Origin of the sequence: Aromatoleum aromaticum EbN1 (assembly GCF_000025965.1) — a bacterium.
Taxonomy (GTDB): domain Bacteria; phylum Pseudomonadota; class Gammaproteobacteria; order Burkholderiales; family Rhodocyclaceae; genus Aromatoleum; species Aromatoleum aromaticum.
The window spans coordinates 3,283,906-3,307,884 of record NC_006513.1 but is presented as its reverse complement, the minus strand read 5'-3'; the positions used below and the strand labels follow the sequence as shown (position 1 = coordinate 3,307,884).

The window sequence follows — 23,979 nt, the reverse complement described above, 5'->3', positions numbered from 1 at the left end:
TCGGAGCACAGCTCCGTTCTCATCCGCAGGTTACCGGGCTGGCTAACGGCGGCGGCCGCTGGCCGCAAAAGCCTCGACCTTCTTGGTGGGGCCGGAAACGATCAACAGATCACCCGGGCGCACGATACTGTTCGGCTTTCCGTGCTGGAAATCTTCATGGGCACGCTTGATGCCGACGACCGTGACACCGAACTTCTCGCGCACGGCCGACGCGGCGAGCGTGAGGTCGTGGGTGGCGGCGGGCGCGTGGATCTTCGCGATTGCGAAGCCATCTTCGAACTCAATATAGTCCATCATCCGCCCGCTGATCAGATGGGCGACGCGCTCGCCCATGTCGGCTTCCGGATAGACGATGTGGTGCGCGCCGATACGCTCGGCGATCTTGCCGTGCTGGGGCGTCATGGCTTTGACCCAGATGTCGGGAATCTCCAGTTCGGTCAGCGCCATTACCGTCATCAGACTGGCTGCGAGGTCGCCGCCGATACCCACGATGGCGTGCGCGAAATCGGCCACGCCGAGTTGGCGCATAGTCATCGCGTTGGTCGAATCGGCCTGCACCGCATGGGTGAGCAGATCGGCCCACTCGTGAACCGGCTCCGCATCGCGGTCGATCCCCATCACGTCGTGACCCAGTTGCATCAGGGAGTTGGCGACGGCCCCGCCGAAGCGGCCCAGGCCGATCACGACCACACTGTCGCCCTTCGAAAAGGCGAACTGCTCTGTAAATAGCCTAGCCAACAACGGGATGCTCCTCTGGATAGCGGAACGGCATGCGGTGCTCTCCCAGCGCAAGCGACGCCGCGAGGGTGATGGTGCCAACCCGGCCGATATACATGAGTAGGGCCAGAATGAGTTGTGCGGAGGCGGGCAGCTCGGCCGTGATGCCAGTGGACAAACCGACGGTTCCAAAGGCTGAGACCACCTCGAAGATGACTCTATCCGTGGCGATTCGAGTAGTGTGCAGGATGAACACCGTACCCAGAACGACTACGGCGCTGCCGAGGACAAGCACGGTGATGGCCTGGCGCTGGGCCGAATGGCTGATACGCCGGCCAAACGCCTCGGTATCCATCCGGCCTCTGATCTCGGCAATGACCAGCATCACCAGAATCATCGCGGTTCCCACCTTGACGCCACCCGCCGTGCCTGCGCTACCGCCACCGATGAACATCAGTAAGTAGTGCAGGCCAAGGCTTTCATGCGTCAGAGCGCCGATGTCGACTGAATTGAACCCGGCCGTGCGTGCAGACACGGACGCGAAGATCGCCGACAGCACCTTGTCGGCCACCGCCATCGGACCGAGCGTGCGCGGGTTCGACCACTCGAAGGCGAGCAGAATGATCGTGCCACCTGCCAGCAGCACGCCGGTGCCGACCAGCGTCAGCTTGGTGTGTACCGACCAGTGGTGCGGACTCCGAAGTTTTCTGCGCAAATCATGCAGGACCGGGAAGCCCAGTCCACCGATCAAAATCGCCAGCATGATTGGCGTCAGCAGGAAGCCATCGGACGCGTAGCGCATCAAGCTGTCCGCATGGATGGAGAAACCAGCGTTGTTGAAGGCGGAAACGGCGTGAAAGAGACCGCTCCAGGCCGCCTCGGCCCAAGGCAGTTCATAACCCGTACGCAGCCGCACGATCAGCGCCAGCGCTGCGATCCCCTCAACGATCAGTGTCACGAACAGCACCAGCCTGGCCACGCTGGAGACCTCCCCGATGCCCAGCGTGTGCGTTTCGGCCTGAGCGGTGAGCCGCGTACGCAGCCGGAAGGAGCGGTTCACCATCAGCCCGAGCAGCGTGGCAGCTGTCATCATGCCGAACCCGCCTACCTGGAACAGCGCCATGATCACCCACTGCCCAAACGGCGACCAGTAGGTGCCGGTGTCCACGGTGATCAAACCTGTGACGCACACGGCCGAGACGGACGTGAACAGGGCCACGATCCATGGAGCGCTTACCGCATCGGGACGGGAGATCGGCAACATGAGCAACCCAGTCCCGATCAGGATGGTGATCAGGAATGCCAGTGGGACGACGCGAGCCGGATGCTGGATCTCTCGAATTCTCAACTCAAGATATCTCGAGGTCATGATGCAGTGCGGCGGATACCGCACTTCGGGAGCGAATCATACGCCCGACCGACTTCGGGCGCGCTCTTTCAGGATGACTCTGTCGTTGCCGTTGCCGTTGCCGTTGCCGTTGCCGTTGACTTTGCGATATCCCAGGTGGAGTACGCGAGCGCCGCATACGGCCGGTTGCGCGCGTCGGCTCGGGCGCATTTCTCAGGGAAGTTGCCTATCGGGCGGCAGCCACACCCAAACAACGAGCGACTGTTCCGGGCCGAGAGGGTGAGTTCGGTGGAATCCAGACCTGTCGTTCAATCTGAGTGATCCCGGGGCAGCCCGTGTAGACTGCACTGCCGCCGCTGGTTACCGCATTCTGGCCGTCTTCCGGCAGCTTACTGAGCGGATCAGCCGCTTGAACGACAGTTTGTGGAATCGGCGAGCGGTAGCAGTTGGCCGGACCCGGTCCCTCAAGGCTCGTGGCCCTCGCCCCGAACTACTAGCTCCCGCGTATCGCCACGCTGTCGCTGCCTGGGCATGATGAACTCGCGTCCACGGCCAACTTGCCCGCTGACGTACCGCTTTATTCCGGAGTGGCAAAACCACTCTGCCACTCGTTTTTGGACGAAAAAAAGCCCGCTATAGCGGGCTTAAGTCATTGATTCTATTGGAGGCGCGAACCGGAATCGAACCGATGTACACGGCTTTGCAGGCCGCTGCATAACCACTCTGCCATCGCGCCAGCTTGCTGGCCTGCCTTCCCGACGCGCCTTCATCGGGGGGAAAATCCAAACGGAATTTCCCGGAAATTCTGGAGCGGGAAACGAGTCTCGAACTCGCGACCTCAACCTTGGCAAGGTTGCGCTCTACCAACTGAGCTATTCCCGCTGAAAGACCGCCATTATAGGTTCGTATTTTCGCTTGTCAACCGCTTTTGTTTCGAATATCCCGGTCGTAGCGGGCAAGCTGTGGCATCGCCCGGTGAAGGTAATAGCCCATCGACCACAACGTCAGGGCTGCGGCGATGTAAATCAGGACGTTGCCGATCACGCGCAGGTCCAGCGACAGTAGCGGGGCATTATAGAGCAGCAGGGGAATGGCCGTCATCTGCGCCGCGGTTTTCAACTTCCCGACAAAAGCGACCGCAACACCGGCCGACTGGCCGACCCGCGCCATCCATTCGCGGAGTGCCGAAATCGTGATCTCCCGGCCGATGATGACGACAGCGATGATGGAATCGACGCGCGCGAGCTGCACGAGCAGGATCAGCGCTGCTGCAACCATCAGCTTGTCCGCGACCGGGTCGAGAAACGCGCCGAAAGCCGAAGTCTGGTTGAGTGCGCGGGCAAGATAACCGTCGAACCAGTCGGTGGCGGCTGCGATGATGAAAATGATCGTTGCGGCGAAATTTTTCTCTTCGGCGTCGAGCCAGCTGTCGGGAAGATAAAACACGCCGACGAACAGCGGGATCAGCGCAATGCGCGCCCAGGTCAGCGAATTTGGAACGTTGAATAACATTGAATGAGGCCTTTCGGGCCGAGGCGAGCGCGTCAATGCAGGGCATTGTATATCGCTTCCGCAGTCTTTCGGCTGACCCCGCCGACGCGGCACAGGTCCTCGACGGTTGCGGCGCGCACGCCGTCGAGTCCGCCGAAGCTCGCGAGCAGGTTGCGCCGGCGCATTGGACCGATGCCGGGAATGTCCTCGAGCCGTGAACCGATACGCGCTTTCGCCCGCCGGGCACGGTGGCCCGTGATTGCGAAGCGGTGGGCCTCGTCGCGGATTTCCTGGATCAGGTGCAGTGCCGGATGGTCGATCGCGAGGTTCTGCATGCGGCCATCCGGGAAAACCAGCGTCTCCAGGCCGGGCTTGCGCTCCTCGCCTTTCGCCACCCCGACCATCGCAATCGACTCCAGCCCGACATCGGCCAGCACCGAACGTGCCGAACTGACCTGCCCCTTGCCGCCATCGATCAGTATCAGGTCGGGACACACGCCCTCGCCGGCTGCGACCTTGCCGTAGCGGCGCTCGAGGACCTGGCGCATCGCGGCGAAATCATCGCCGGGAGTGATTCCGGTGATGTTGTAGCGGCGGTATTCGGAGTTCTTCATCGCCCCGTCGACGCTCACGACGCACGATGCGACGGTCGCTTCGCCCATCGTGTGGCTGATGTCGAAGCACTCGATTCGCCGCGGCGCCTCAGCCAGGTCGAGCGTCTCGCGCAGCGCTTCGAGGCGCATTTCGGCGCGGCCGGTGTCCCGCGCGCGGGCGATGATCGCGAGGCGCGCGTTGTTCTCCGCCATCCCCATCCACACTTTTTCAGCCTGCAGACGCGGCACGAGCAACGTGCAGGGCTTGTCGCAGATCTCGTCCATCAGCACCCTTACCGGGGCGAGCGGCACATCCACGAGGAGTTTCGCCGGCAGCTCGTGTTCGCGGTAGTGCTGCTCGATGAACGCGAGCGCAGCGTCCAGCATGCCGATGCCGGCCGTCGCACTGGGGAATTGCGGGCGGTCGCCGAGATGCCTGCCGCCGCGCACCATGGCGATGTTCACGCAGGTCACGCTGCCCTCCTCGACCGCGGCGATGATATCGACATCCTCGTCCTTGCGGCTGTCGACGAACTGGCGCGCGAGCACCGCCTGCAGCACGCGCACCTGGTCACGGCACGCCGCGGCTTCCTCGAACGCCAGGCGCTCGGCCGCCGCGTGCATGCGGGCCGTGAGGTCGTCGATGACTTCCGAGGCCCGACCCTCGAGGAAACGCGCCGCGAGCCTGACATCGGCGGCGTAGGCCTCCTTGTCGATCAGGCCGACGCACGGCGCGGTACAGCGCTTGATCTGGTGCAGCAGGCAGGGACGCGAGCGATTCTGGAACACCGGGTTTTCGCAGGTGCGCAGACGGAACGTCTTCTGCAGCAGGTGGATGCTTTCGCGCACCGCCCACACGTTCGGAAACGGGCCGAAATAGCGGGCGCCTTTGGTGAACGCGCCGCGGTGATAGGCCAGGCGCGGGAATTCGTCACCGGACAGCTCGATGTACGGATAGGTTTTGTCGTCACGAAACAGGATGTTGTAGCGCGGCGCGAGACTCTTGATGAGGTTGTTCTCGAGCAGCAGCGCTTCGGCTTCGGAGCGCGTCGGCGTGATGTCGACACGCAGGATCTGCGCGACCATCATCGCGATCCGCGGGCTGGGCTGGGTACGCTGGAAATAGCTCGACACGCGGCGCTTGAGATTCTTCGCCTTGCCGACGTAGAGCACCCGCTCGTCGGCGCCGATCATGCGATAGACACCAGGCTCCTCGGGCACTGTCCTGAGGAAGGCCCGCGCGTCGAACGGGGCGTCGGGAGCAGTCATCGTGAGGACCCCGCGAGCGCGATCTAGGCCGTGTCCTCGACGAGGCCCGCGACGACGTCACGCGCCTGCCGATAGACCGGATGCAGTTCCAGTGCGAACGGATCGGCAGCCTGCGGACGCGAGCGCAACGCTTCAATGCGCGCCCGGCTCTCCGGGGCGATGTCGGGCGCCCAGCGGTCGAGCAGGTCGACTGCGAGGTCGGGGCGGTTGCATACCAGCACCACGTCGCATCCGGCGCCGAACGCGGCGCGCGCGCGTGCCAGGATGTCGCCGACGACGGTCGCGCCTTCCATCGTCAGGTCGTCGCTGAAAATCACCCCGCCGAAGCCGACGCGCCCGCGCAGGATGTCCTGCAACCAGAAGCGCGAGAAACCGGCCGGATTCGGATCGACACGCGGATAGATGACGTGCGCAGGCATCACCCCGGCGAGCTGGCGCCCGAGCCGATGGCGGTACGGGGCGATGTCCTCGGTCCAGATCGCGTCGAACTCGCGTTCATCGACCGGGATCTCGACGTGAGAATCGGCTTCGGCATAGCCGTGACCCGGAAAATGCTTGCCGACGCACCCCATACCGGCGTCCGCCATGCCGGACACCAGCGACTGCGCCAGCGCCGCGACGACGAGCGGGTCGCGGTGGAAAGCCCGGTCGCCGACGACGCGGCTGCAACCGTAGTCGAGATCGAGCACCGGCGTGAAGCTCAGATCGACGCCATGCGCGAGGAGCTCGGCGGCAAGCACGTAGCCCGCACAGCGGGCGGATTCGAGCGCAGCGACATGGTCGCGCTCCCAGAGGCGTCCCAGGCAGCGCATCGACGGAATGCGCGTGAAGCCGTCGGTGCGAAAACGCTGCACCCGACCGCCTTCGTGATCGACGGCGATGATCAGCGCCGGGCTGCGCAGCGCATGAATCTCGGCGGTCAACGCCTGCAACTGTTCCGAGTCGCGGAAGTTGCGGGCGAACAGGATCACGCCGCCGACCAGCGGGTCGAGCAGCCGCTCGCGCTCCTCCTCCGTCAGCGCAAAGCCTGCGACATCGAGCATCACCGGCCCCAGCGGCCGGACAGTGGCGGGCAAATCGGATTGCAAAGTCATCGTTTCTCGATCAGGGCGAAGGCGACGACGTAGTCCACTTCGTCGGTGAGGCTCAAATGTGCACTGAGGCCGCGCTCGGCCAGAAAGCCGGCCAGTGCCGTACCGTAGCAATACAGCGGCTTGCCGCGCTCGTCGTGGTCAACCGCCACCGCGTGCAGCGTTGCCGGAATCGCGACGCCTGTTCCGAGCGCCTTGCCGAACGCTTCCTTGGCGGCGAAGCGCTTGGCGAGGAAGCGCGCGGGGTCGCGGCTCGCCGCAAAACCGTCGCGCTCGGACGCAGCAAGAATGCGCGCGGCGAAGCGCGCCCCATGACGATCCAGCGAGCGCTGCACGCGTTCGATTTGCACGATGTCGGTGCCGATGCCGTGGATCATGCGCCTCGGCTCATCGCCCGACGCCGGCGGCCTCGCGCATCAGCCGCTTCATTTCGCGCACCGCGTCGCGCAGGCCGGTGAACACCGAACGGCTGACGATCGCGTGGCCGATATGCAGTTCGCGCACCTCCGGCAAACGCGCGATCGGCTGCACGTTGTAGTAGTTCAGCGCATGGCCGGCATTGAAGCGCATGCCAAGCGCCCGGATCGCCTCGCCGGCGCGGCGGACCTTGTCGATCTCGTCCACGACCGCAGCACTCTGCGGATCGCGGCCGGCGGCGTGGAATGCATGGGCGTAGGGGCCGGTATGGATTTCGCAGACCCGGGCGCCGATGCGGGCCGCCGCTTCGACCTGCCCGAGTTCGGCATCGATGAACACGCTCGTGACGATTCCGGCATCGGCGAGCCGTGCGACGACGTCCTTCAGCCGCCCTTCCTGCGCCAGCACGTCGAGTCCGCCCTCGGTGGTCACCTCGTGGCGCCCTTCGGGCACCAGCATCGCCATCTCGGGCCTGAGCGCGCATGCGATGCCGACCATCTCGTCGGTCGCGGCCATCTCGAGGTTCAGCTTGACCTGCGTGAGTTCGCGCAGCCTGCGCACGTCCTCGTCCTGAATGTGGCGGCGGTCTTCGCGCAGATGCACGGTGATGCCGTCCGCTCCGCCCAGATGAGCTTCCATCGCCGCCCAGGCGGGATCCGGTTCCCACGTGCGGCGCGCCTGACGCAGCGTCGCGACGTGGTCGATGTTGACGCCGAGTTCGATCACAGTTCCTGCAACTCCTTCAGCACCCGGCGCGACTGCAGCGGCTGTCCGCCGAGATAGTGGTTGATCAGCAGGCGCAGCAGCGCCTTGCTCTGGAAAAGGGTTTCGGCGCGGGAAAAATCCCCGTGCGCCATGTCGAGCAGCGTCTGGCCGCTCACGCCCGGCAGGCCTTCGTCGTCGCCGGCGAGCCGTACCGGACCTTTCTCGATTATATAGACGTACTGCTGCACGGGATCAACGGGCCGGTTCGAGTCGCCTTCGAGGTCCAGGCCGATGCCGTAACCGAGTTCGCGCAGCAGCGTGAGTTCGAAGCGCCGCAGGATCGGTGCCACGTCGCCGCGTCCGAGTTGCGAAAGCGCGTCCGCATAGGCCTCGAACAGCGCCGGGTGCGCATCCTCGCGTGCGGTGAGCCGCACCAGCAGTTCATTGAGGTAGTAACCGCACATCAATGCCCGACCGGTGAGCAGCGGCTGCCCGCCGCGCCACTCGGCACGCACCAGGGTCTTGACCTCGCCCCCGCCGGACCAGTCCATCAGCAGCGGCTGGAACGCCATGATCACGCCGCGCAGCGCTGACATCGGCCGGCGCGCGCCCTTGGCGACCAGCGCGACTCGGCCGTGGTCGCGCGAGAAAATCTCGACGACCAAGCTGGTTTCGCGCCACGGATAAGTGTGCAGGACGAACGCAGGTTGCTGGTCGATGCGCTGCTTCTGGCTCACGGCCCCACGCGCATGGTCGGGTTATTCGTAGCCGAGACTCTTGAGCGCCCGTTCGTCATCGGCCCAGCCGCTCTTCACCTTGACCCACACTTCGAGGAACACCTTGCCGTCGAAAAGCTTCTCGAGTTCGACACGCGCCTCGGAGGCGATACGCTTCAGTTGCTCGCCCCCCTTGCCGATGACGATGCCCTTGTGGCTGGACCTGTCGACCACGACAGCTGCATAAATTCGACGCAGGTTGCCTTCCGTCTCGAACTTCTCGATCTCGACGGCCACGCCGTAGGGCAGTTCGTCGCCGAGCAGGCGGAACAGCTTCTCGCGCAGGAATTCAGCCGCCAGGAAACGTTCGCTGCGATCGGTGATCTCGTCGGCGCCGTACATCGGCTCGCCTTCTGGCAGCAACGGCGTGGCCGTTTTCACGAGAGCTTCGACGTTCGTGCCGCGTTCGGCACTCAACGGCACGATTTCGGTGAAGGGATAGACTTCCGCCATCTTCGCGATGAACGGCAGGAGCTGGCTCTTGTCGCCCAGCCGGTCGACCTTGTTGATGACCAGCACCACTTTCGCGTCGCCCGGCAACACCGAGACGACCTTGCGGTCGTCGTCGCCGAAGCGCCCGGCCTCGATCACCAGGAACACCAGATCGACGTCGCCGAGCACCTGCGACACGGTGCGATTCATCGAGCGATTCAGCGCGTTGCGATGGCGTGTCTGGAAACCGGGCGTATCGACGAACACGAACTGCGCGTTGTCGCTCGTCAGAATGCCGGTGACGCGATGCCGCGTGGTCTGGGCCTTGCGGGAGACGATGCTGATCTTCTGCCCGATCAGCCGGTTCAGCAAAGTCGACTTGCCCACGTTGGGACGCCCGACGATGGCGACGAAGCCGGTGCGAAACAGCGCCTTGTCATCGGCTTGCGGCGTGTCTTCCTGGTTCATGGCTTCCTCAACTGGGCCAGCGCGAGTTCCGCTGCTTGCTGTTCTGCGGCACGACGGTTGGTGCCGCGGCCGGTGGTGCGAAGGTTCAGTGCGTTGACCTCGCACACCACCTCGAATTCCTGCGCATGGGCTTCGCCGTGGACCTTGGCCATCACATAGGTCGGCAGCGGCAGCTTGCGCCCCTGCAGCAGTTCCTGCAGCGCCGTTTTCGGGTCTTTCGCGGCAACGCCCGGATCGATCGCGGCGATCATCGGGTCGTAGAGGCGATCGATCACCGCTTTCGCGGCGGCGAAGCCCTGATCGAGAAATGTCGCCGCGAACACCGCCTCGAGCGCATCCGCGAGAATCGACGGGCGACGAAAGCCGCCGCTCTTCATCTCGCCTTCGCCCAGGCGGAGATATTCGCCGAGATCGAGTTCCAGCGCGACCCGGTGCAAGCCATCCTGGCACACCAGCGATGCACGCAGGCGCGACATCTCGCCTTCGCGCAGGCTCGCGAAACGCTCGAACAGCGCAATCGCGACGACGCAGTTGAGGATGCTGTCGCCGAGGAACTCCAGGCGCTCGTTGTTCGGCTGTCCGAAACTGCGATGCGTGAGTGCCTGCTCGAGCAGCGCCGGATTGTCGAACCGGTGTCCGAGGCTGCGCTGCAGGCGGTCGAGCTTGCCTGCCACTATTGCTCGGCCGACGTGGCCTGGAAGTCGAACAGCAGGCTGACGTTCCCCGCCACCGGCACCTTGCGTTCGTAAACGACTTCGACGACCGTCTTCCCGCCCGGCCTCGAGATATCGAGGTCTGCCCCGCTCACCGTGACGACGTCGTCGATCTGGCGGCGCCTGTCGAAGCTGCGGCGCAGTTCCGGCGTCGCCACGCCGTTGTCGCCTTCTTCCGCAACCAGCTTCACGTTGCGCTTGATGGCCAGGTATTCGTTGATCGCCGGCACGGTGCGGAACGCGACCAGCAGCGCCGAGCCCAGCAGCGCCCCGACGATCAGCACGCCCATCAGGCTGAGACCCAGTTGTCTGCCTCTCATGCGATTAAGTTCTCCGTATCAATGGAAACCACCGATGCGCTTCATGTCACTGAAGTTGAACCAGATGAAAAATGCACGCCCGACGATGTTCTCGTCGGGCACGAAACCCCACACGCGGCTGTCGCTGCTTGCGTCGCGGTTGTCGCCCATGACGAAATAATGCCCTTCCGGCACAGTGCAGGTTACACCGGCCGTCGTGTAGGTGCAGTTTTCACGGTAGGGGAAGTCCAGCACATGCGGAACGAATGCCGGCGTGTCCCGCTCGATCAGCACCGAATGATTGGCGTCCCCGAGCTTCTCGGCGAAGCGGGGAGAATAGTAGAGCCGGTCCGGATGGAGGTAGTCGGGCTGGGGTACCAGTTCGACCACTTGACCGTTGATCCGTAGTCGCTTGTTCAGGTATTCGACCTTGTCGCCGGGCAGGCCGACCACACGCTTGATGTAGTCGAGGGAAGGATCGGCCGGATAGCGGAACACCATCACATCGCCGCGTTTCGGCTCCTCGACGTCGATGATCTTCTTGTTGATCACCGGCACGCGAATGCCATAGACCCATTTATTGACGAGGATGAAGTCCCCGACGAGCAGCGTCGGAATCATCGAGCCCGACGGAATCTTGAACGGCTCGACGAGAAAGGATCGCAGCGCGAACACGATCAGGATGACCGGGAAAAAGCTCGCCCCGTACTCGACCCACCAAGGCGGAGGGGAGCCGGGTGCGCGCCGTTTGCGCGCGATAAAGCGGTCGATCAGCCACAGCACTCCGGTGGCGACAAGCAGCAGAAACAATACCAGGGCGAAATTCACACGGACTCCGTATCGAAGCGTTCCGGCGCCATCACGCCGGTCTGCGCATCATTTGCCTTCATCGACTCGTAGCACGGCGAGGAAAGCTTCCTGCGGGATCTCCACGTTGCCCACCTGCTTCATCCGCTTCTTGCCCTCCTTCTGCTTTTCGAGCAGCTTCTTCTTGCGCGAGATGTCCCCGCCATAGCACTTGGCGAGCACGTTCTTGCGCAGCGCCTTGATCGTTTCACGGGCGACGATGTGGGAGCCGATCGCCGACTGGATCGCAACATCGAACATCTGGCGCGGGATCAGTCCGCGCAGTTTCGCCGCGACTTCACGCCCACGGTACTGGGCCGAGGCGCGATGGACGATCACCGATAACGCGTCGACTTTCTCGCCGCCGACCAGCAGGTCGAGCTTGACGAGATCGGCTGCGCGGTACTCCTTGAACTCGTAGTCGAGCGACGCGTAGCCGCGTGAAACAGACTTCAGCTTGTCGAAGAAGTCCATCACGACTTCGTTCATCGGCAGGTCGTAGATCAGCTGGACTTGGCGACCGTGGTAGCGCATGTCCACCTGCGCGCCGCGCTTGAGGTTGCACAGCGTGATGACCGGCCCGACGTAGTCCTGGGGCAGGAAGATCGTCGCGGTGATGATCGGCTCGCGGATCTCGGCAATCTTCGACTGATCCGGGAGCTTGGCCGGGTTCTCGACGCGGATCACCTCGCCGCTGTTCATGACGACTTCGTACACCACCGTGGGCGCGGTGGTGATGAGGTTCATGTCGAATTCACGCTCGAGCCGCTCCTGCACGATGTCCATGTGCAGCAGGCCGAGAAAACCGCAGCGGAACCCGAAGCCGAGCGCCTGCGACACTTCCGGCTCGTACTGCAGCGAAGCGTCGTTGAGTCGGAGCTTTTCGAGCGAATCGCGCAGCTGGTCGTATTCGCTCGATTCGACCGGGTAAAGTCCGGCGAACACCTGCGGCTTGATTTCCTTGAAGCCGGGCAGTGGTTCGCTCGCCGGGCGCATCGCGAGCGTCACCGTGTCGCCAACTTTCGCCGCCTGCAGTTCCTTGATCCCGGCGATGATGAATCCGACCTCGCCGGCCGACAGTTGGGGACGCGCCACGGAGCGCGGCGTAAACACGCCGACCTGGTCGCACGGGTATTGCGCGCCATTGGCCATCAGCAGGATGCGGTCCTTCGGCTTGAGCACGCCATCGACGACGCGCACGAGCATCACGACGCCGACGTAATTGTCGAACCACGAGTCGATGATCAGCGCCTTCAGCGGCGCGTCCGGATCGCCTTTCGGCGGCGGCACGCGGCGCACGACGGTCTCCAGCACATCCTCGATGCCGAGTCCGGTCTTCGCCGAACACAGCACCGCTTCGGACGCATCGACGCCGATCACGTCCTCGATCTCCTTGCGCGCGCTCTCGGGATCGGCGGCCGGCAGATCGATCTTGTTCAGGACCGGAACCACTTCGACGTTCTGCTCGATCGCGGTATAGCAGTTCGCCACGGTCTGCGCCTCGACGCCTTGCGAGGCATCCACGACGAGCAGCGCGCCTTCGCACGCCGACAGCGAGCGGCTGACCTCGTACGAGAAGTCCACGTGGCCCGGCGTATCGATCAGGTTGAGGTTATAAACCTGCCCGTCCTTGGCCTTGTAATGCAGCGCCGCCGTCTGGGCCTTGATCGTGATTCCGCGCTCTCGCTCGAGATCCATCGAATCGAGAACCTGCGCCTCCATCTCGCGATCGGACAGGCCCCCGCAGAAATGGATGAGCCGATCCGCCAGCGTGGACTTGCCGTGATCGATGTGAGCGATAATCGAAAAATTTCGGATATGTTGCAAAGTGGCTTCCGCAGTAGCTAACAGTCTCTCAGTGTCGCAGAAAGTAGCGTAACCCACTGAAAAACCTCTATTTCCTTCAATTTCCTGTAGCAGCGAGTCGCATTCAGTAGCATCGCATCGCACGATATTGAGGGTAGAAAAGCGGGTATGAGACAATGAGGCTGCTACCCGATACCCTCAAAAACGACAAAGAGGTATGCCATGCAACTAACTGATAAAGCAATCCGTGGCGTCAAGGGCGGCGCAAAGCCGGTCAAGATGGCGGACGGGGGCGGATTGTACCTTGAAGTCACACCGGCCGGGGGCAAGCTCTGGCGCTACCGCTTCCGCCTTGCGGGCAAGGAGAACGTGTTCGCGATTGGCGCATACCCGCGGGTAAGTCTCGCCGATGCTCGCAAGGCACGGGACGAAGCCCGCGACCTCGTCAAGCAGGGGTTCAACCCGAGCCACTACCGGCAGCAGGCAAAGCAAGCCGTTATCGACGAGAACCTGAACACCTTCGCTCCCGTCGCTGACGAATGGTATCAGTCCAAGGTCGATTCCTGGTCGAAGGGACACAGGCACCACGTCCGCACAATCCTCGACAAAGACATTTTGCCGCGCATCGGAAAGCTGCCGATCCGGTCGATCACATCGCCGCTTCTGCATGATGTGATGAAGAAGATTGTGGCCCGTGGGGCAACTACCCGTGCAATCCTCGCGCGCCAGATCATGGGCTCCGTGTTCAACCTTGCGATCCTGACGCACCGCGCGGACACGAACCCTGCCGAACCGCTGAAGCGCCAGATCGCCCGCTGCGTCACTGAGCACCATCGCCATCTTGAGGAGCGCGATGTGGGCGACTTCCTGCGCAAGCTGTCCGACTACACCGGGCACGCAACGACGCGGATTGCGCTGCAACTGCTGATGCTCACGGCCGTTCGACCGGGCGAGGTTTGCGGCGCACGATGGGCCGAGTTCGATATCGACGGGCAGAACTGGACGATTCCGAAAGAACGCATGAAGACACGGAAGCCCCATATCGTTCCGCTGTCGAACCAAGCGGTCGACCTCCTGAAGGAACTCGAACCGATCACCGGGGACACGGCATTCCTGTTCCCGAGCCAAGGTACGAAGACGCAGACGATGCCGACCCAGTCCATTAGGAACGCCGTGGTCAAGCTCGGATACGCCGACAAGTTCAGCCCACACGGAGCACGCGGAACGTTCAGCACGATGCTGAACGGACGGGGCTACAACTCCGACTGGATCGAGCGACAGCTCGCGCACGACGAAGGAAATCGCGTTCGAGCGTCGTACAACCACATGCAGTACCTGCCCGAGCGACGCAAGATGCTGCAGGAATGGGCCGACCTGCTGGACGAGTTGCGAACGGGCGCAAAAGTCTTGCCATTCCAACGCAGCGCGTAAATTATTTTGGGTAGTCTCTTGCAATGACATTCGGTAGCCGGTAGTATTCGGCTATCGGAGCGCAATGCTCTGAGGCAGCACAAGGGCGGGGACCGAATTTTTCGCAAGGTTCGCGACACGCCCGGAAAGCTGACCCTCTGAAATCCGAGGGAACCGAGCAGAGGGGCGCTACCCGCTGAGGATTCAGGAAATAGCTGCCAAGGGTCGAGCCAAACCCGACTTGCGCGAACTCTCCAAGGGAGAAGTCGCCATGTCCTCATCGGCCACTACACACGCAATTGAACTCGGTACCGTCAAAGACGTTGCCGCAATCCTCACCATCCACGAGAAAACCGTCTGGCGCTGGATGCGCGAGGACGACACCTTTCCTCGTCAAATTCGCCTCTCCTCAGCGTGCTCGCGCTGGGACCTCAACGCCGTTCGTGCGTGGATCGCCGGACGTGTGGAGGTGCAGCAATGAGCCCCGCCCAAATCGCCGCCATGCTGCGCGACACCACCATCGCCGAATCCCTGCGCGGCTGTGACGTGGAGCAGATGATCGCCGAGGCTGAGCGTCGCGCGAGGCTGAAGATCCCGCCCCTACCCCGCGAAGTGACGCACGGCGACGCTGCACTGCGCGGCGCCTTCGTGCTCGGCTTCGTGCTCGGGCGCCGTTCCAAGGAGAATTCCAAATGATCATTTCAAGTGAGGTTGCGTTGCACCTGCTGTTGCTCGGCCGCAAGGTCGAACTTGATCAAGTGCATGGGCTCGTCCTGGTCCCCGCCCCTGGCTGGCCGCGCCGCACCGCGCTCGACCCGCTCCTCGCCGCACTGATGCTCCGGGCCGAGCTTGGCGCCGAGGCCAGCGAGGGCGACGGCCTGGACTTGCTCACGCTCGCAAGGCTCGTCGCCGCCGAAGCCGCCGCCGTAGATCGAGCACGAGAACTGCAAGTGCTGCGCCGCAAGTTCCGTGAGGACGAGCAGCGAGAGCACTGCGGGTTCATCAGTGAGCCGCGCTGGCGCGCCATGGTTTTCGGGAGAGCGCTGTGAACGTCGACGCGTTCGTCCTGGGCGCTATCGTCGCGCTCGCTGGCCTGCTCGGGATGATTTTCGGGTAGAGCCAGCAGCAGAAACAACAAACCCGCCTCACGGCGGGTTTGCTTTTGAAACATGCTGCTCGGGACCTTTGGCGAGGTGACTGAATTATCGCCCCGAGAACGGGATAACGCAAGCCATATCGGCAGAATCGATACATCACCGTTTTTCTACTGTATTTCGAGTACATGGATACCGCATTCGCGCGCGATAATACCATGATTTTGATTGCTGGTCTAATAGATTCTGTTTATAGTGATGCCTGTACTACCCGCTGCGGGACCTTTGGCGAGGCTCGCGGCGGACACATCACTCCGCCACGAGGTATCACCAAATGAACGCAAGCACCGCAGCACAACCCACCCACGAAATCCCCCACGGCGACCACTTCAGCCAACAGCACGGGGGCACCGAGCGATGGATTCCCCGCACGCGCGAGGAACTTCTCGCCGCGCTCGCAAGTGAGGACCCGCCCGCCTTCCGAACGGCACTGGGCGTCACGGAATGGGCCGTCACGACCGGCACGGATGGCAAGGAAGTTCGCACCCCCGCCCGCCTGCACGGCAATCTCTACGCCGATTTTGACGGCGACCTGGACGAAGTCATCCCCGCGTTCCAACGCTTCTTGCGCAAGATCGAGGACCACGGCGTGGACCTCAACATGGTCCGCATCTACTTGACGGGCGGGCGTGGCACGCACATCGAAGTTCCGATGCAGTGCTTCATCCCGACGCCCTCGACAAGCGGCTACGTCGATCTGCACCTCGCCTATCGCGAGATGGCGATGAGCCTCTACGTCGACACGCTCGACATGCGCGTGTACACCGTCAAGCGTATGTGGCGCACGCCGAACGTCAAGCGCAGCAACGACCAGTACAGTAAGCGTCCGCCGCTCCCACCTGTAACAGCCCCCCGGTTTTGCCGACACTCCTGATTTTCACCCGGAGGTCGTGATGAGCACACAATCGGAGCGCGTTGCGCGCTGGCGCGAGCACGTGGAGCGGTGGCGCCGCAGCGGTCAGACGCAGGCGGCCTACAGCGCCGCGCATGGCGTGAGCAAGAAGTCACTGGGGTACTGGATTCGGCGGTCGCGCCACGAGTCAGCGCGCGAGGCGGATTCGGTCCTGACGCTGGTGGCGGCGCGTCCTGTCGGCGTTGCGCCGCCACGGCAAGCGGGGGATGTGCTGTCGCTGTGCAGCCCGTCGGGCTGGCGCCTGCAGTTCGGTGCGCTGCCGCCGGCGCCGTGGCTCGCCGAGGTGCTCGCGCACGGGGCGACGTGATGATTGCGCCGGAGCAGATCTGGCTCGCGGTCGAGCCGATCGACATGCGTCTGGGCATCGACGGCCTGTCGGCACGGCTGCAGAACAGCCTGGGCCGCGCGCCGTGCGATGGCAGTGCGTACGCCTTCATCAACCGGGCCCGCACGCGCGTGAAGGTGCTGCGGTGGGATGGCACCGGAGTGTGGCTGAGTCAGCGGCGTCTGCATCGGGGCAGCTTCAGCTGGCCCGCTGCCGACACGGCGGTGTTCGCGCTGTCGGCCGAGCAGTGGCAGTGGCTCGTGGCGGGGGTCGAGTGGCAGCGCCTGAGTGCCGCCGCACCGGCTCACTGGCGGGTGTGACCGGTGTGCCGGCAGCGTCGACGATCCGCCACGTAAAAATTCCTGAAACCCTTGTGGATGCTGGGATTCAGCGCCTTCATCGGGTATAATTCCGGCATGGATTTCGCCGCCGAACTGACCGCTTTCGACCTGCCGCCCGCGCTCGCGCAGCAGGTTCAGCGGTGGGTCGCGCAGGCGGCCGACGTGGCCCGCCTGGAAGCCGAGCTCAAGCTGAGCAAGCTCAAGATCGAGGCCCTGGTCCACGAGATCGCCACCCTCAAGCGCCTGCGCTTTGGCGCGCGCAGCGAGACGCTGCCGGCGGGCATGAAGGACTTGTTCGACGAGACGCTCGCGGCCGATCTGGCCGCGTGCGAAGCCCGGCTCGAGGCGCTGCGCGACGCCGCGGCATCCGAAGCCGAAGCGTCTCCGAAGGCCCCGCCCGAGCGCCCCCGCGCCGGCCGCCCGCCGTTGCCGGCACACCTCGAGCGCATCGAACACCGCCACGAGCCCGAATCCTGCAGCTGCGCCGCGTGCGGGCAGGATCTGGTCAAGATCGGCGAGGACGTCTCCGAGCAGCTCGACATCATCCCGGCCAAGTTCTTCGTGCATCGCCACATCCGTCCGCAGTACGCCTGCCGGCACTGCGAGACGGTCTCGACCGCCCCCGTGCCGGCGGCGGTCATCGACGGCGGCCTGGCCGCGCCGGGGCTGCTGGCGTGGGTGACGGTGAGCAAGTTCGTCGATCATCTGCCGCTGTACCGGCTCGAACAGATTGCCCGGCGCAGCGAGGTGGCGCTACCGCGCTCGACACAGTCCGAGTGGATCGGGCGTATCGGGGTGGCGCTGTCGCCCCTCTACGCTCGACTGGTCGAGCATCTGTTGGCGGGTACGGTGCTGCATGCGGACGAAACCCCCGTCGAGCAACTCGATCCGGGGCGCGGCAAGACGAAGCGGGCGTATCTGTGGGCCTACCGCAGCAATACGCTCGGCGCCGACCCGCCCATCATCCTCTTCGATTACCAGCCCGGGCGCGGCGGGCAATATCCCCAGGCCTTCCTGAAAGGCTGGAAGGGCATGCTCATGGTCGATGACTACGCGGGGTACAAGGCGCTGCTGGGGGGCGACATCGGCGAGTTGGCCTGCATGGCCCATGCAAGACGCAAGTACTTCGAACTGCATCAGGCCAACAAGAGCCCGGTGGCGGCCGAGGCGTTGCGGCGCATCGGCGAATTGTATGCGCTCGAAGAGCAGGCGCGCGACGTCTCGATCGAGGCGCGCGCCGAACTGCGCGCGCAGTACGCCCGCCCGCGTCTGGAGGCGATGTACCTGTGGCTCGTGCAGACCCGCAAGACCGTGGCCGATGGCGCGGCGCTGGCGCGCGCCATCGACTACAGCTTGAAGCGCTGGCCGGCGCTCGCGCGTTACGCGAGCCGTGGCGACTGGCCGATCGACAATAATCCAATCGAGAACGCCATCCGCCCGATCGCTCTGGGCAAGAAAAATTGGATGTTTGCGGGTTCCGAAGCCGCCGGCAAGCGGGCCGCGGTGATTCAGTCGCTGCTCGCCACCGCACGCGCCAATGGCTTCGAGCCCCTGGCGTGGCTCTCCGACACCCTCGAGAAGCTGCCGGCCTGGCCCAACAGCCGCATCGACGAATTGCTGCCGATCAGAAAGAAAGAGTCTGCGCAAGCGTAAGAGGGCGTGGAAGCGGCGGACGCTTACCCAGTACAAGGTCGCGATCACGCCCGATGAGGCGCTGAACCTCACGCCCGAGAGCTACGCGGAACTGTGCAGCCAACCGCGTCCGCATCCCGCCCTGATGGGCCCGTGCTTCTCGGCGAAATTCGGCGTGCTGTTCACCACGGCACAGGCCAAGGTCGCCGACGCACAGGCCAAGCGCAAGCGCACCAAGCAGGCCGCATCGCACTTCAAGCGCCTGGACGGTATCCCGCTCCCCAGCCTCGACGCGCTGCTGGACGGGAGTGCGTCGCTCAAGGATGGCACAGGGTGGAACCAAGCCTGCATGCAGATCGCCTTGCTGGCCCTTGCTAGGGGCTGGAGCGAGGCCGAGACCCTGCACAAGGCCGCAGGCCTGATCGCCGTCCACAAGGGTGATTCGAGCCGCTACGGCAGCGCCGAGAAGCGAGCACGGGAACTGCGCGTGCAGTACCGCTACCTGGACGGCAACCCCGCCTATGCGCCGAGCATCCCCGGCATCATTGGCCTGCTGGACGCCCCCGCCCACGACCTGCACGGCGCACAAGCCCTGCTCTCCATCCAAGCCTTCGGTGCGGCTGAGGACGAGAACGAGGGCGACATTGCAACGCTGGCCGAAGTAGAGCCCACGACCGAGATCGAGCCCACGACCGAGCCCGACTTCCCGCACCCCTACCCAGGCCTGATGGCCGAAGCGGTCAACGCTGCGCTCGGATCGGCGACCAAGCCCCAGCCCGAGCTAACGACGCTGGCCGCACTCATCGGCATGGCCGCAAGCATTCCGGGAACGTACAGCTTACCCAACGGCATGCGCTTGAATCTGTATGCTGCTGGGATCGCTGAAACGGGCGCAGGCAAGGATGTTCCGCTCGGCGTGGCCCGCTCCATTGCCCGCCACGCCGGGACGGCCTGCATCGGCCTGCCGGGCTCGGGCGAGGGACTGGAAGACGCGCTGCCCGATGTTGGCGCGATGCTGACCGACGTGGACGAAGTCGCGCACCTGCTCGCCGCCGTCAATGGCAGCAAAGCCCCGCCCTACCTCGTGAGCCTTGCCGGCAACCTGCTGCGCCTCTTCTCGGCGTCCGCACGCGAATACACAACCAGAGCACTTGCCCGGGTGAAGGGGCGCGAGGCGCGAAGCCTGCAGAACCCGTGCATGAACATCATCGGGTTCAGCACCCCGCACACGCTCGGCGAAAAGCTCAAGGCGGGCAACATCACGGACGGCCTGCTGGGGCGCTTCCTGATGGCCCGAGGCCGGGACAACGTCGTGCCGCAGTGGACAATGAGCGCACCCGACATGCCGTGGGAGGTGGAGCGCCGAGCCGAGCGCATCAGCGAAGCGGGCCGCAACCCGATGGGCATCGCGATTCATCACAAGGCGGTGGCGATGCTCAAGGAGCGTCAGATCGCCTGCTCCCACAAGGCGGATGCAGCGGACCCGACCGGCAAGGCGCTGCTCGTTCGCAGCTTCGAGAAGACGTTCCGCGTGGCGGGCGTCCTGGCAGTGTGGGATCACCCTGAAGCGCCCGAAATTCGCGCCGAGCACGTACTATGGGCAAACAAGCTCGTTGAAGCGTCCGACCGCACGATGCTCGCGTTCGTGAGCGAGCACATGCACGAGGGCGAGGTTCAGGCCAATGCTGCCAAGGTGCGCAGGGCCCTCGCCGAGTTGCTGGAGCGCCCCGCCGCCACGCTGAGCAAGCAGGAGGCGAAGTACCAGCCTGCCAGCCGCGTAACACGCAGCGCCGCGCTGCGTCGCACGAAGTTGGCCGCACGCGAGTTCGATGCTGCTGTCGAGCACCTTGTCGCTCTCGATGAGCTGGCCCACGAGGTGGACGACGTGCCCGGTCCGAACAAGTCCATCCGCCTGTTACACCTGCTCTGATCGAGTCCGAGCCCAACAAGGCGCCCTTCGGGGCGCTTTTTCTTTGAGGGGTCGCATCCAGCGTTCCGAGCGTTCCCGGAATTCACGGGAACGCTGAAACCCAGTAACCACAAGGGTTTCAGGCCGATTTGCCCTCTAGCGTTCCCGAGCGTTCCGGGAACGCTCAACCCCAGTAGCCACAAGGGTTCTAGGCTGTTTTTACCTATATATATAGACACACACACCCTCCCAACAAAAGCACACCTTGTTAGAGCACCCTTGTGGGCAATTCCTTGTGTACACGTGTCTCCCCCGGAACGCTGGGCAAAATCGGGCTGAATCCCTTTGCTGGCGCGGGTTTGAGCGTTCCCGGAACGCTGCGGGAACGCTGGGAACGCTGGGAACGCTGGGAACGCTGGGAACGCTGGGAACGCTGGGAACGCTGCGGGAGTGTGCCCTCGACCTCGACCTCGACCCCACCCCAAGCAAAATAATCAGCAATTTCAAGCCCTTGCGCTTGACATCTACCGTATATCAGGTATTCTTAGTGCAACTTAGTTGCATTTGAGAGACCACGTGGCCTTTTACGCGAGCAGAGCCTGGCAACGCCGACGAGCAGCGCAGCTAGCGCTGCACCCGCTGTGCGCGTTTTGCCGCGCTGCCGGACGTATCGAGCCTGCGACTGTCGCCGATCACGTCGAGCCCTGGCGCAAGGCCGAGGACCCGATTCGCAGCTTCTGGACGGGAGCCTTGCAGTCTCTCTGTGCTACATGCCATTCGTCTTGTAAACAAGCCTACGAGAAGTCGGGCCACCTGCGCGGCAGCTCCCTTGAGGGCTTCCCCCTGGACCCACGCCACCCTTGGCTGCGTGAGGTGGACGAATGACCCGCACCTGCTCGGAACCGGGCTGTGACCGCCCCGTGTACTGCAAGGACCTCTGCAGCGTGCACTACCTGTCACGGATCGGCATAAAGGCGCCGGGCATGATCGGCGTAATGGCGCCACTTGGAGGGGTTTGAAAGTGGCGTTTCGAACGGTGCGGAGGATGGGGTAAAACGCTCATAAGCGCAAGGGTCGAATTGGACCGAAATATGCGTTATGGAAGGCTCAGAAAGGGGCGGACGGACCCGGCGGACGCCGGCGAAAGCGGGACGATGCGGGGCCGGCTTTTCGCCTGGAACGGGGTCACGGGGACCGTGGAATAAATGGGCCGGTTTCATCGGCCCGTTTATGCCGCGAAAGCCCCTTGACGCCGTGGAGGGTGGCCAATGCTCCGGGGAGGTGCCGGGGATGTTTTTCATCCCCGGCGGCTGCCCCGCGGCGAGCGCGGGGTGTGGGGCGGAGCCCCAGGGGGTTGAGGCCGCGGGATCGCCGCTGAAGGGGTTTGCAGCGCCGAGGACGGCGCTGCAAACGGCTGGCGTCCTCAGCGCGCCTTGGCCGCCGCCGGCGAGCGCGCGGGCGCCCTGGTCGAGTCCGGCGATGGCTTCGGCGCGCGGTAGCTCTCACCGTCGAGGACGACGCGGTAGGCGCCATGCCGCAGCCGATCGAGGGTGGCGGCGCCGAGCATGCGGTTGGCCGGGAAGGCATCGCCCCATTCGTCATAGTCCAGGTTGCTCGTCACGATCGTTGATGCGCGCTCGTAGCGCTCGGCGACGAGGTCGTGGAAATCTTCGTCGTGCGGTGGACGAAGGGGTTTCAGACCAAAATCGTCGATCACCAGGAGTGGCACACGAGCCAATTGCTGGAAGCGCCGCTCGAAGCTGCCGATGGCGCGCGCGGCGTGCAGCGAGCCGACGAGTTGCGTCTGCATCGTGAACACGACGTCATGCCCCTGGCGCACGGCGCAATGGCCGAGCGCCTGCGCCAGATGGCTCTTGCCCGTGCCGCACGGGCCGGCGATCAGGATGGCCACCTTCTCGCTCAGGTAGCGGCCGGTCGCCAGATCCTGGATCAGGCTGCGATTGAGGTTCGGCAGGCGGTCGAAGTCGAACGCCTCGATCGTCTTCTCGCCGCGGAAATTGGCGCGCCGCAGGCGCATCGCCACCTTCTTCTGGTCGCGCCGGGCGACCTCGTCGCCGATCAGGATGGAGAGGAATTCGGTGTAGGCGAGTTTGCCCTCGATCGCCTGGCGGTTCCGCAGATCGAGCGAATCGAGGATGCCGGACAGGCGCAGTTGCTTGAGGAACGCAGTGAGTTCGGGAATCGGATTCATGATGATGCGCCTTTAGTGGGTCAGCAGGGATTTGGTATCGCGGCAGAAGCGCCCGCCGCGGGTATAGGTCTCGGCCAGCGCATCGAACGAGCTCTGCGCCGCCTGTTGGTCGAGCCCCTTGGCAAGGATCGTCTTGACCGTGCGGTAGCGCGGGCTGCCGAAGGACAGCGCCCGGACACAGGCGGCCTCCAGGCGCGCGCTGCCGTAGGTCTTGGCCAGGCGGACGATGCCCTGGGCGGCCCGCAGGTTGTCGAGGACGCGGTCGGCGAAGAGCGCCTCGATCAGCGCCGCGCAGGCCGAACCGATCCGGGTCGCGGCCTCGAGGCACCACTGCGGATCGCGCAGCTGATAGGCCTGCGCCTCGAGCGGCTGATGGTCGCGCACCGTCGAGCGGCGCCCCGGATCCTTGAGCCGCGGATGACTGGCGATGAGCTGGTGCTCGTGGAACACCTGTACCGAGGTGTGCGTCGCCCGTAGCCACAGTTCCTGCCCGACGAGGCGGAACGGCACCGAGTAGAGGCAGAGTCCGAATTTGACGTGCGTATCGGGATGGACCGTCACCTTCACCCAAGTGGCCAGGACCGGCGGCACCGTCGGCAGCGGCAGCAGGAGCGCCTTCTCGACCGAGGCAAAGCGCGTCAGCGGCTTCTCGCGCGTCGTCCCGTGGCAGCGGTTGCCGGCCTCGCCCATGACCCAGTCGGCCACCTGCCGGTTGGCGTCGGCGAGGCTCCTGAACTCGCGCAGCGGCAAAAAGTTGCGTTTGACATATTTTACTCCCGACTCGACGATCCCTTTTTTACGGGGATCGGCCGGCGGACACGGGGAGATCCTGAAACCGAATCCTTCGGCACACTCGGCGTAGGCGCGCTGCACCTGCGGGTCGCGGGTGCAGGCGCGGGTGATCGCGCACTTGGGGTTGTCGATGATGACCCGGGCGACAGAGGTGGCCCCGATTGTCTGGACAGGGAATCCGGTTCGATAAGTGGAGCCTTGCCGGTTAGGGCCGGGGGCCCGAGGTCTGGGTTGGTTTTGACTTTCTCATATTTTATAAAAATCGGTTCGAGCTCGGTGGAGCTTGTGGGCGAAGGGCTGCGCGGTGGGAAAGTCGTCAG

At 64.2% G+C, this 23,979-nt stretch carries 23 protein-coding genes, 2 tRNA genes and 1 pseudogene; 9 read left to right on the top strand and 17 right to left on the bottom strand.

Going from position 1 to position 23,979, the window contains the following annotated elements:
* Nucleotides 1-42: 42 nt before the first annotated feature.
* From EBN1_RS15745 to lepA, 15 genes are all read right to left on the bottom strand, one after another.
* Nucleotides 43-738 carry a potassium channel family protein gene (locus EBN1_RS15745; protein WP_011237381.1) on the bottom strand — a complete coding sequence of 232 codons (696 nt, stop codon included), beginning with the start codon at nt 736-738 and terminating at the stop codon, nt 43-45.
* A complete protein-coding gene (locus tag EBN1_RS15740; RefSeq protein WP_049780223.1) occupies nt 731-2,086 on the bottom strand; it encodes a TrkH family potassium uptake protein in 1,356 nt (451 codons plus the stop codon). The genes EBN1_RS15745 and EBN1_RS15740 overlap by 8 nt, the downstream gene beginning before the upstream one ends.
* 641 nt (nt 2,087-2,727) lie before the next feature.
* A tRNA-Cys gene (locus tag EBN1_RS15735) sits at nt 2,728-2,801 on the bottom strand.
* 70 nt (nt 2,802-2,871) lie between these two features.
* Nucleotides 2,872-2,947: transfer RNA gene (locus EBN1_RS15730), tRNA-Gly, on the bottom strand.
* A gap of 36 nt (nt 2,948-2,983) precedes the next feature.
* Nucleotides 2,984-3,577 carry a CDP-diacylglycerol--glycerol-3-phosphate 3-phosphatidyltransferase gene (gene pgsA / locus EBN1_RS15725; protein WP_011238955.1) on the bottom strand — a complete coding sequence of 198 codons (594 nt, stop codon included), beginning with the start codon at nt 3,575-3,577 and terminating at the stop codon, nt 2,984-2,986.
* Between the two features lie 32 nt (nt 3,578-3,609).
* Nucleotides 3,610-5,418 carry an excinuclease ABC subunit UvrC gene (gene uvrC, locus EBN1_RS15720; protein ID WP_011238954.1) on the bottom strand — a complete coding sequence of 603 codons (1,809 nt, stop codon included), beginning with the start codon at nt 5,416-5,418 and terminating at the stop codon, nt 3,610-3,612.
* Nucleotides 5,419-5,441: 23 nt separating this feature from the next.
* The gene (nagZ, locus tag EBN1_RS15715) at nt 5,442-6,512 is read right to left on the bottom strand and encodes a beta-N-acetylhexosaminidase (protein ID WP_011238953.1); all 1,071 of its coding nucleotides are present in this window, start codon (nt 6,510-6,512) and stop codon (nt 5,442-5,444) included.
* Complete coding sequence (acpS, locus tag EBN1_RS15710) at nt 6,509-6,886, bottom strand: holo-ACP synthase (RefSeq protein ID WP_011238952.1); 378 nt, start codon at nt 6,884-6,886, stop codon at nt 6,509-6,511. The genes nagZ and acpS overlap by 4 nt, the downstream gene beginning before the upstream one ends.
* A gap of 10 nt (nt 6,887-6,896) precedes the next feature.
* Nucleotides 6,897-7,652, bottom strand: coding sequence for a pyridoxine 5'-phosphate synthase (locus tag EBN1_RS15705; RefSeq protein ID WP_011238951.1), 756 nt, complete (start codon nt 7,650-7,652; stop codon nt 6,897-6,899).
* Nucleotides 7,649-8,368 carry a DNA repair protein RecO gene (gene recO / locus EBN1_RS15700; protein ID WP_011238950.1) on the bottom strand — a complete coding sequence of 240 codons (720 nt, stop codon included), beginning with the start codon at nt 8,366-8,368 and terminating at the stop codon, nt 7,649-7,651. The genes EBN1_RS15705 and recO overlap by 4 nt, the downstream gene beginning before the upstream one ends.
* Nucleotides 8,369-8,389: 21 nt before the next feature.
* Nucleotides 8,390-9,307, bottom strand: coding sequence for a GTPase Era (gene era, locus EBN1_RS15695; RefSeq protein ID WP_011238949.1), 918 nt, complete (start codon nt 9,305-9,307; stop codon nt 8,390-8,392).
* The gene (gene rnc / locus EBN1_RS15690; RefSeq protein ID WP_011238948.1) at nt 9,304-9,981 is read right to left on the bottom strand and encodes a ribonuclease III; all 678 of its coding nucleotides are present in this window, start codon (nt 9,979-9,981) and stop codon (nt 9,304-9,306) included. The genes era and rnc overlap by 4 nt, the downstream gene beginning before the upstream one ends.
* Entirely contained in the window at nt 9,981-10,340 is a 360-nt protein-coding gene (locus EBN1_RS15685; RefSeq protein WP_011238947.1) for a DUF4845 domain-containing protein, read from the bottom strand. The genes rnc and EBN1_RS15685 overlap by 1 nt, the downstream gene beginning before the upstream one ends.
* A gap of 18 nt (nt 10,341-10,358) precedes the next feature.
* Nucleotides 10,359-11,147, bottom strand: coding sequence for a signal peptidase I (lepB, locus tag EBN1_RS15680; protein ID WP_011238946.1), 789 nt, complete (start codon nt 11,145-11,147; stop codon nt 10,359-10,361).
* Nucleotides 11,148-11,195: 48 nt separating this feature from the next.
* Nucleotides 11,196-12,992: a translation elongation factor 4 gene (lepA, locus tag EBN1_RS15675; protein ID WP_011238945.1), complete on the bottom strand. Its 1,797-nt coding sequence runs from the start codon at nt 12,990-12,992 to the stop codon at nt 11,196-11,198.
* Between the two features lie 201 nt (nt 12,993-13,193).
* Here lepA and EBN1_RS15670 point away from each other — a divergent pair, with 201 nt between their 5' ends.
* The 9 genes from EBN1_RS15670 to EBN1_RS15630 all read left to right on the top strand — a co-directional run bounded on the left by EBN1_RS15670 (nt 13,194) and on the right by EBN1_RS15630 (nt 20,676).
* Entirely contained in the window at nt 13,194-14,402 is a 1,209-nt protein-coding gene (locus EBN1_RS15670; protein ID WP_011238944.1) for a tyrosine-type recombinase/integrase, read from the top strand.
* A gap of 220 nt (nt 14,403-14,622) precedes the next feature.
* Nucleotides 14,623-14,862 (top strand): helix-turn-helix transcriptional regulator, encoded by a 240-nt coding sequence (locus EBN1_RS15665; protein ID WP_041646500.1) that lies wholly within the window; start codon nt 14,623-14,625, stop codon nt 14,860-14,862.
* A complete protein-coding gene (locus tag EBN1_RS15660; RefSeq protein WP_041646499.1) occupies nt 14,859-15,077 on the top strand; it encodes a hypothetical protein in 219 nt (72 codons plus the stop codon). The genes EBN1_RS15665 and EBN1_RS15660 overlap by 4 nt, the downstream gene beginning before the upstream one ends.
* Nucleotides 15,074-15,430: a hypothetical protein gene (locus tag EBN1_RS15655; protein WP_041646498.1), complete on the top strand. Its 357-nt coding sequence runs from the start codon at nt 15,074-15,076 to the stop codon at nt 15,428-15,430. Before EBN1_RS15660 ends, EBN1_RS15655 begins: the two co-directional genes overlap by 4 nt.
* A gap of 379 nt (nt 15,431-15,809) precedes the next feature.
* Complete coding sequence (locus tag EBN1_RS15650) at nt 15,810-16,409, top strand: hypothetical protein (protein WP_011238940.1); 600 nt, start codon at nt 15,810-15,812, stop codon at nt 16,407-16,409.
* 19 nt (nt 16,410-16,428) lie between these two features.
* Nucleotides 16,429-16,755, top strand: coding sequence for an IS66 family insertion sequence element accessory protein TnpA (gene tnpA, locus EBN1_RS15645; protein ID WP_041645449.1), 327 nt, complete (start codon nt 16,429-16,431; stop codon nt 16,753-16,755).
* Entirely contained in the window at nt 16,755-17,093 is a 339-nt protein-coding gene (gene tnpB, locus EBN1_RS15640) for an IS66 family insertion sequence element accessory protein TnpB (protein WP_011236696.1), read from the top strand. Before tnpA ends, tnpB begins: the two co-directional genes overlap by 1 nt.
* Nucleotides 17,094-17,189: 96 nt before the next feature.
* Nucleotides 17,190-18,767 (top strand): IS66-like element ISAzo15 family transposase, encoded by a 1,578-nt coding sequence (locus tag EBN1_RS15635; protein WP_011236060.1) that lies wholly within the window; start codon nt 17,190-17,192, stop codon nt 18,765-18,767.
* A 154-nt stretch (nt 18,768-18,921) separates the two neighbouring features.
* The gene (locus EBN1_RS15630) at nt 18,922-20,676 is read left to right on the top strand and encodes a YfjI family protein (protein ID WP_157866628.1); all 1,755 of its coding nucleotides are present in this window, start codon (nt 18,922-18,924) and stop codon (nt 20,674-20,676) included.
* Between the two features lie 1,402 nt (nt 20,677-22,078).
* On the opposite strand, the gene istB is transcribed toward EBN1_RS15630, so the two are convergent.
* Both istB and istA read right to left on the bottom strand, forming a co-directional pair.
* Complete coding sequence (istB, locus tag EBN1_RS15625; RefSeq protein WP_011237347.1) at nt 22,079-22,867, bottom strand: IS21-like element ISAzo12 family helper ATPase IstB; 789 nt, start codon at nt 22,865-22,867, stop codon at nt 22,079-22,081.
* A gap of 12 nt (nt 22,868-22,879) precedes the next feature.
* Nucleotides 22,880-23,806 (bottom strand): annotated as a pseudogene (gene istA / locus EBN1_RS15620) (IS21-like element ISAzo12 family transposase); the annotation flags it as partial.
* Between the last annotated feature and the right edge of the window lie 173 nt (nt 23,807-23,979).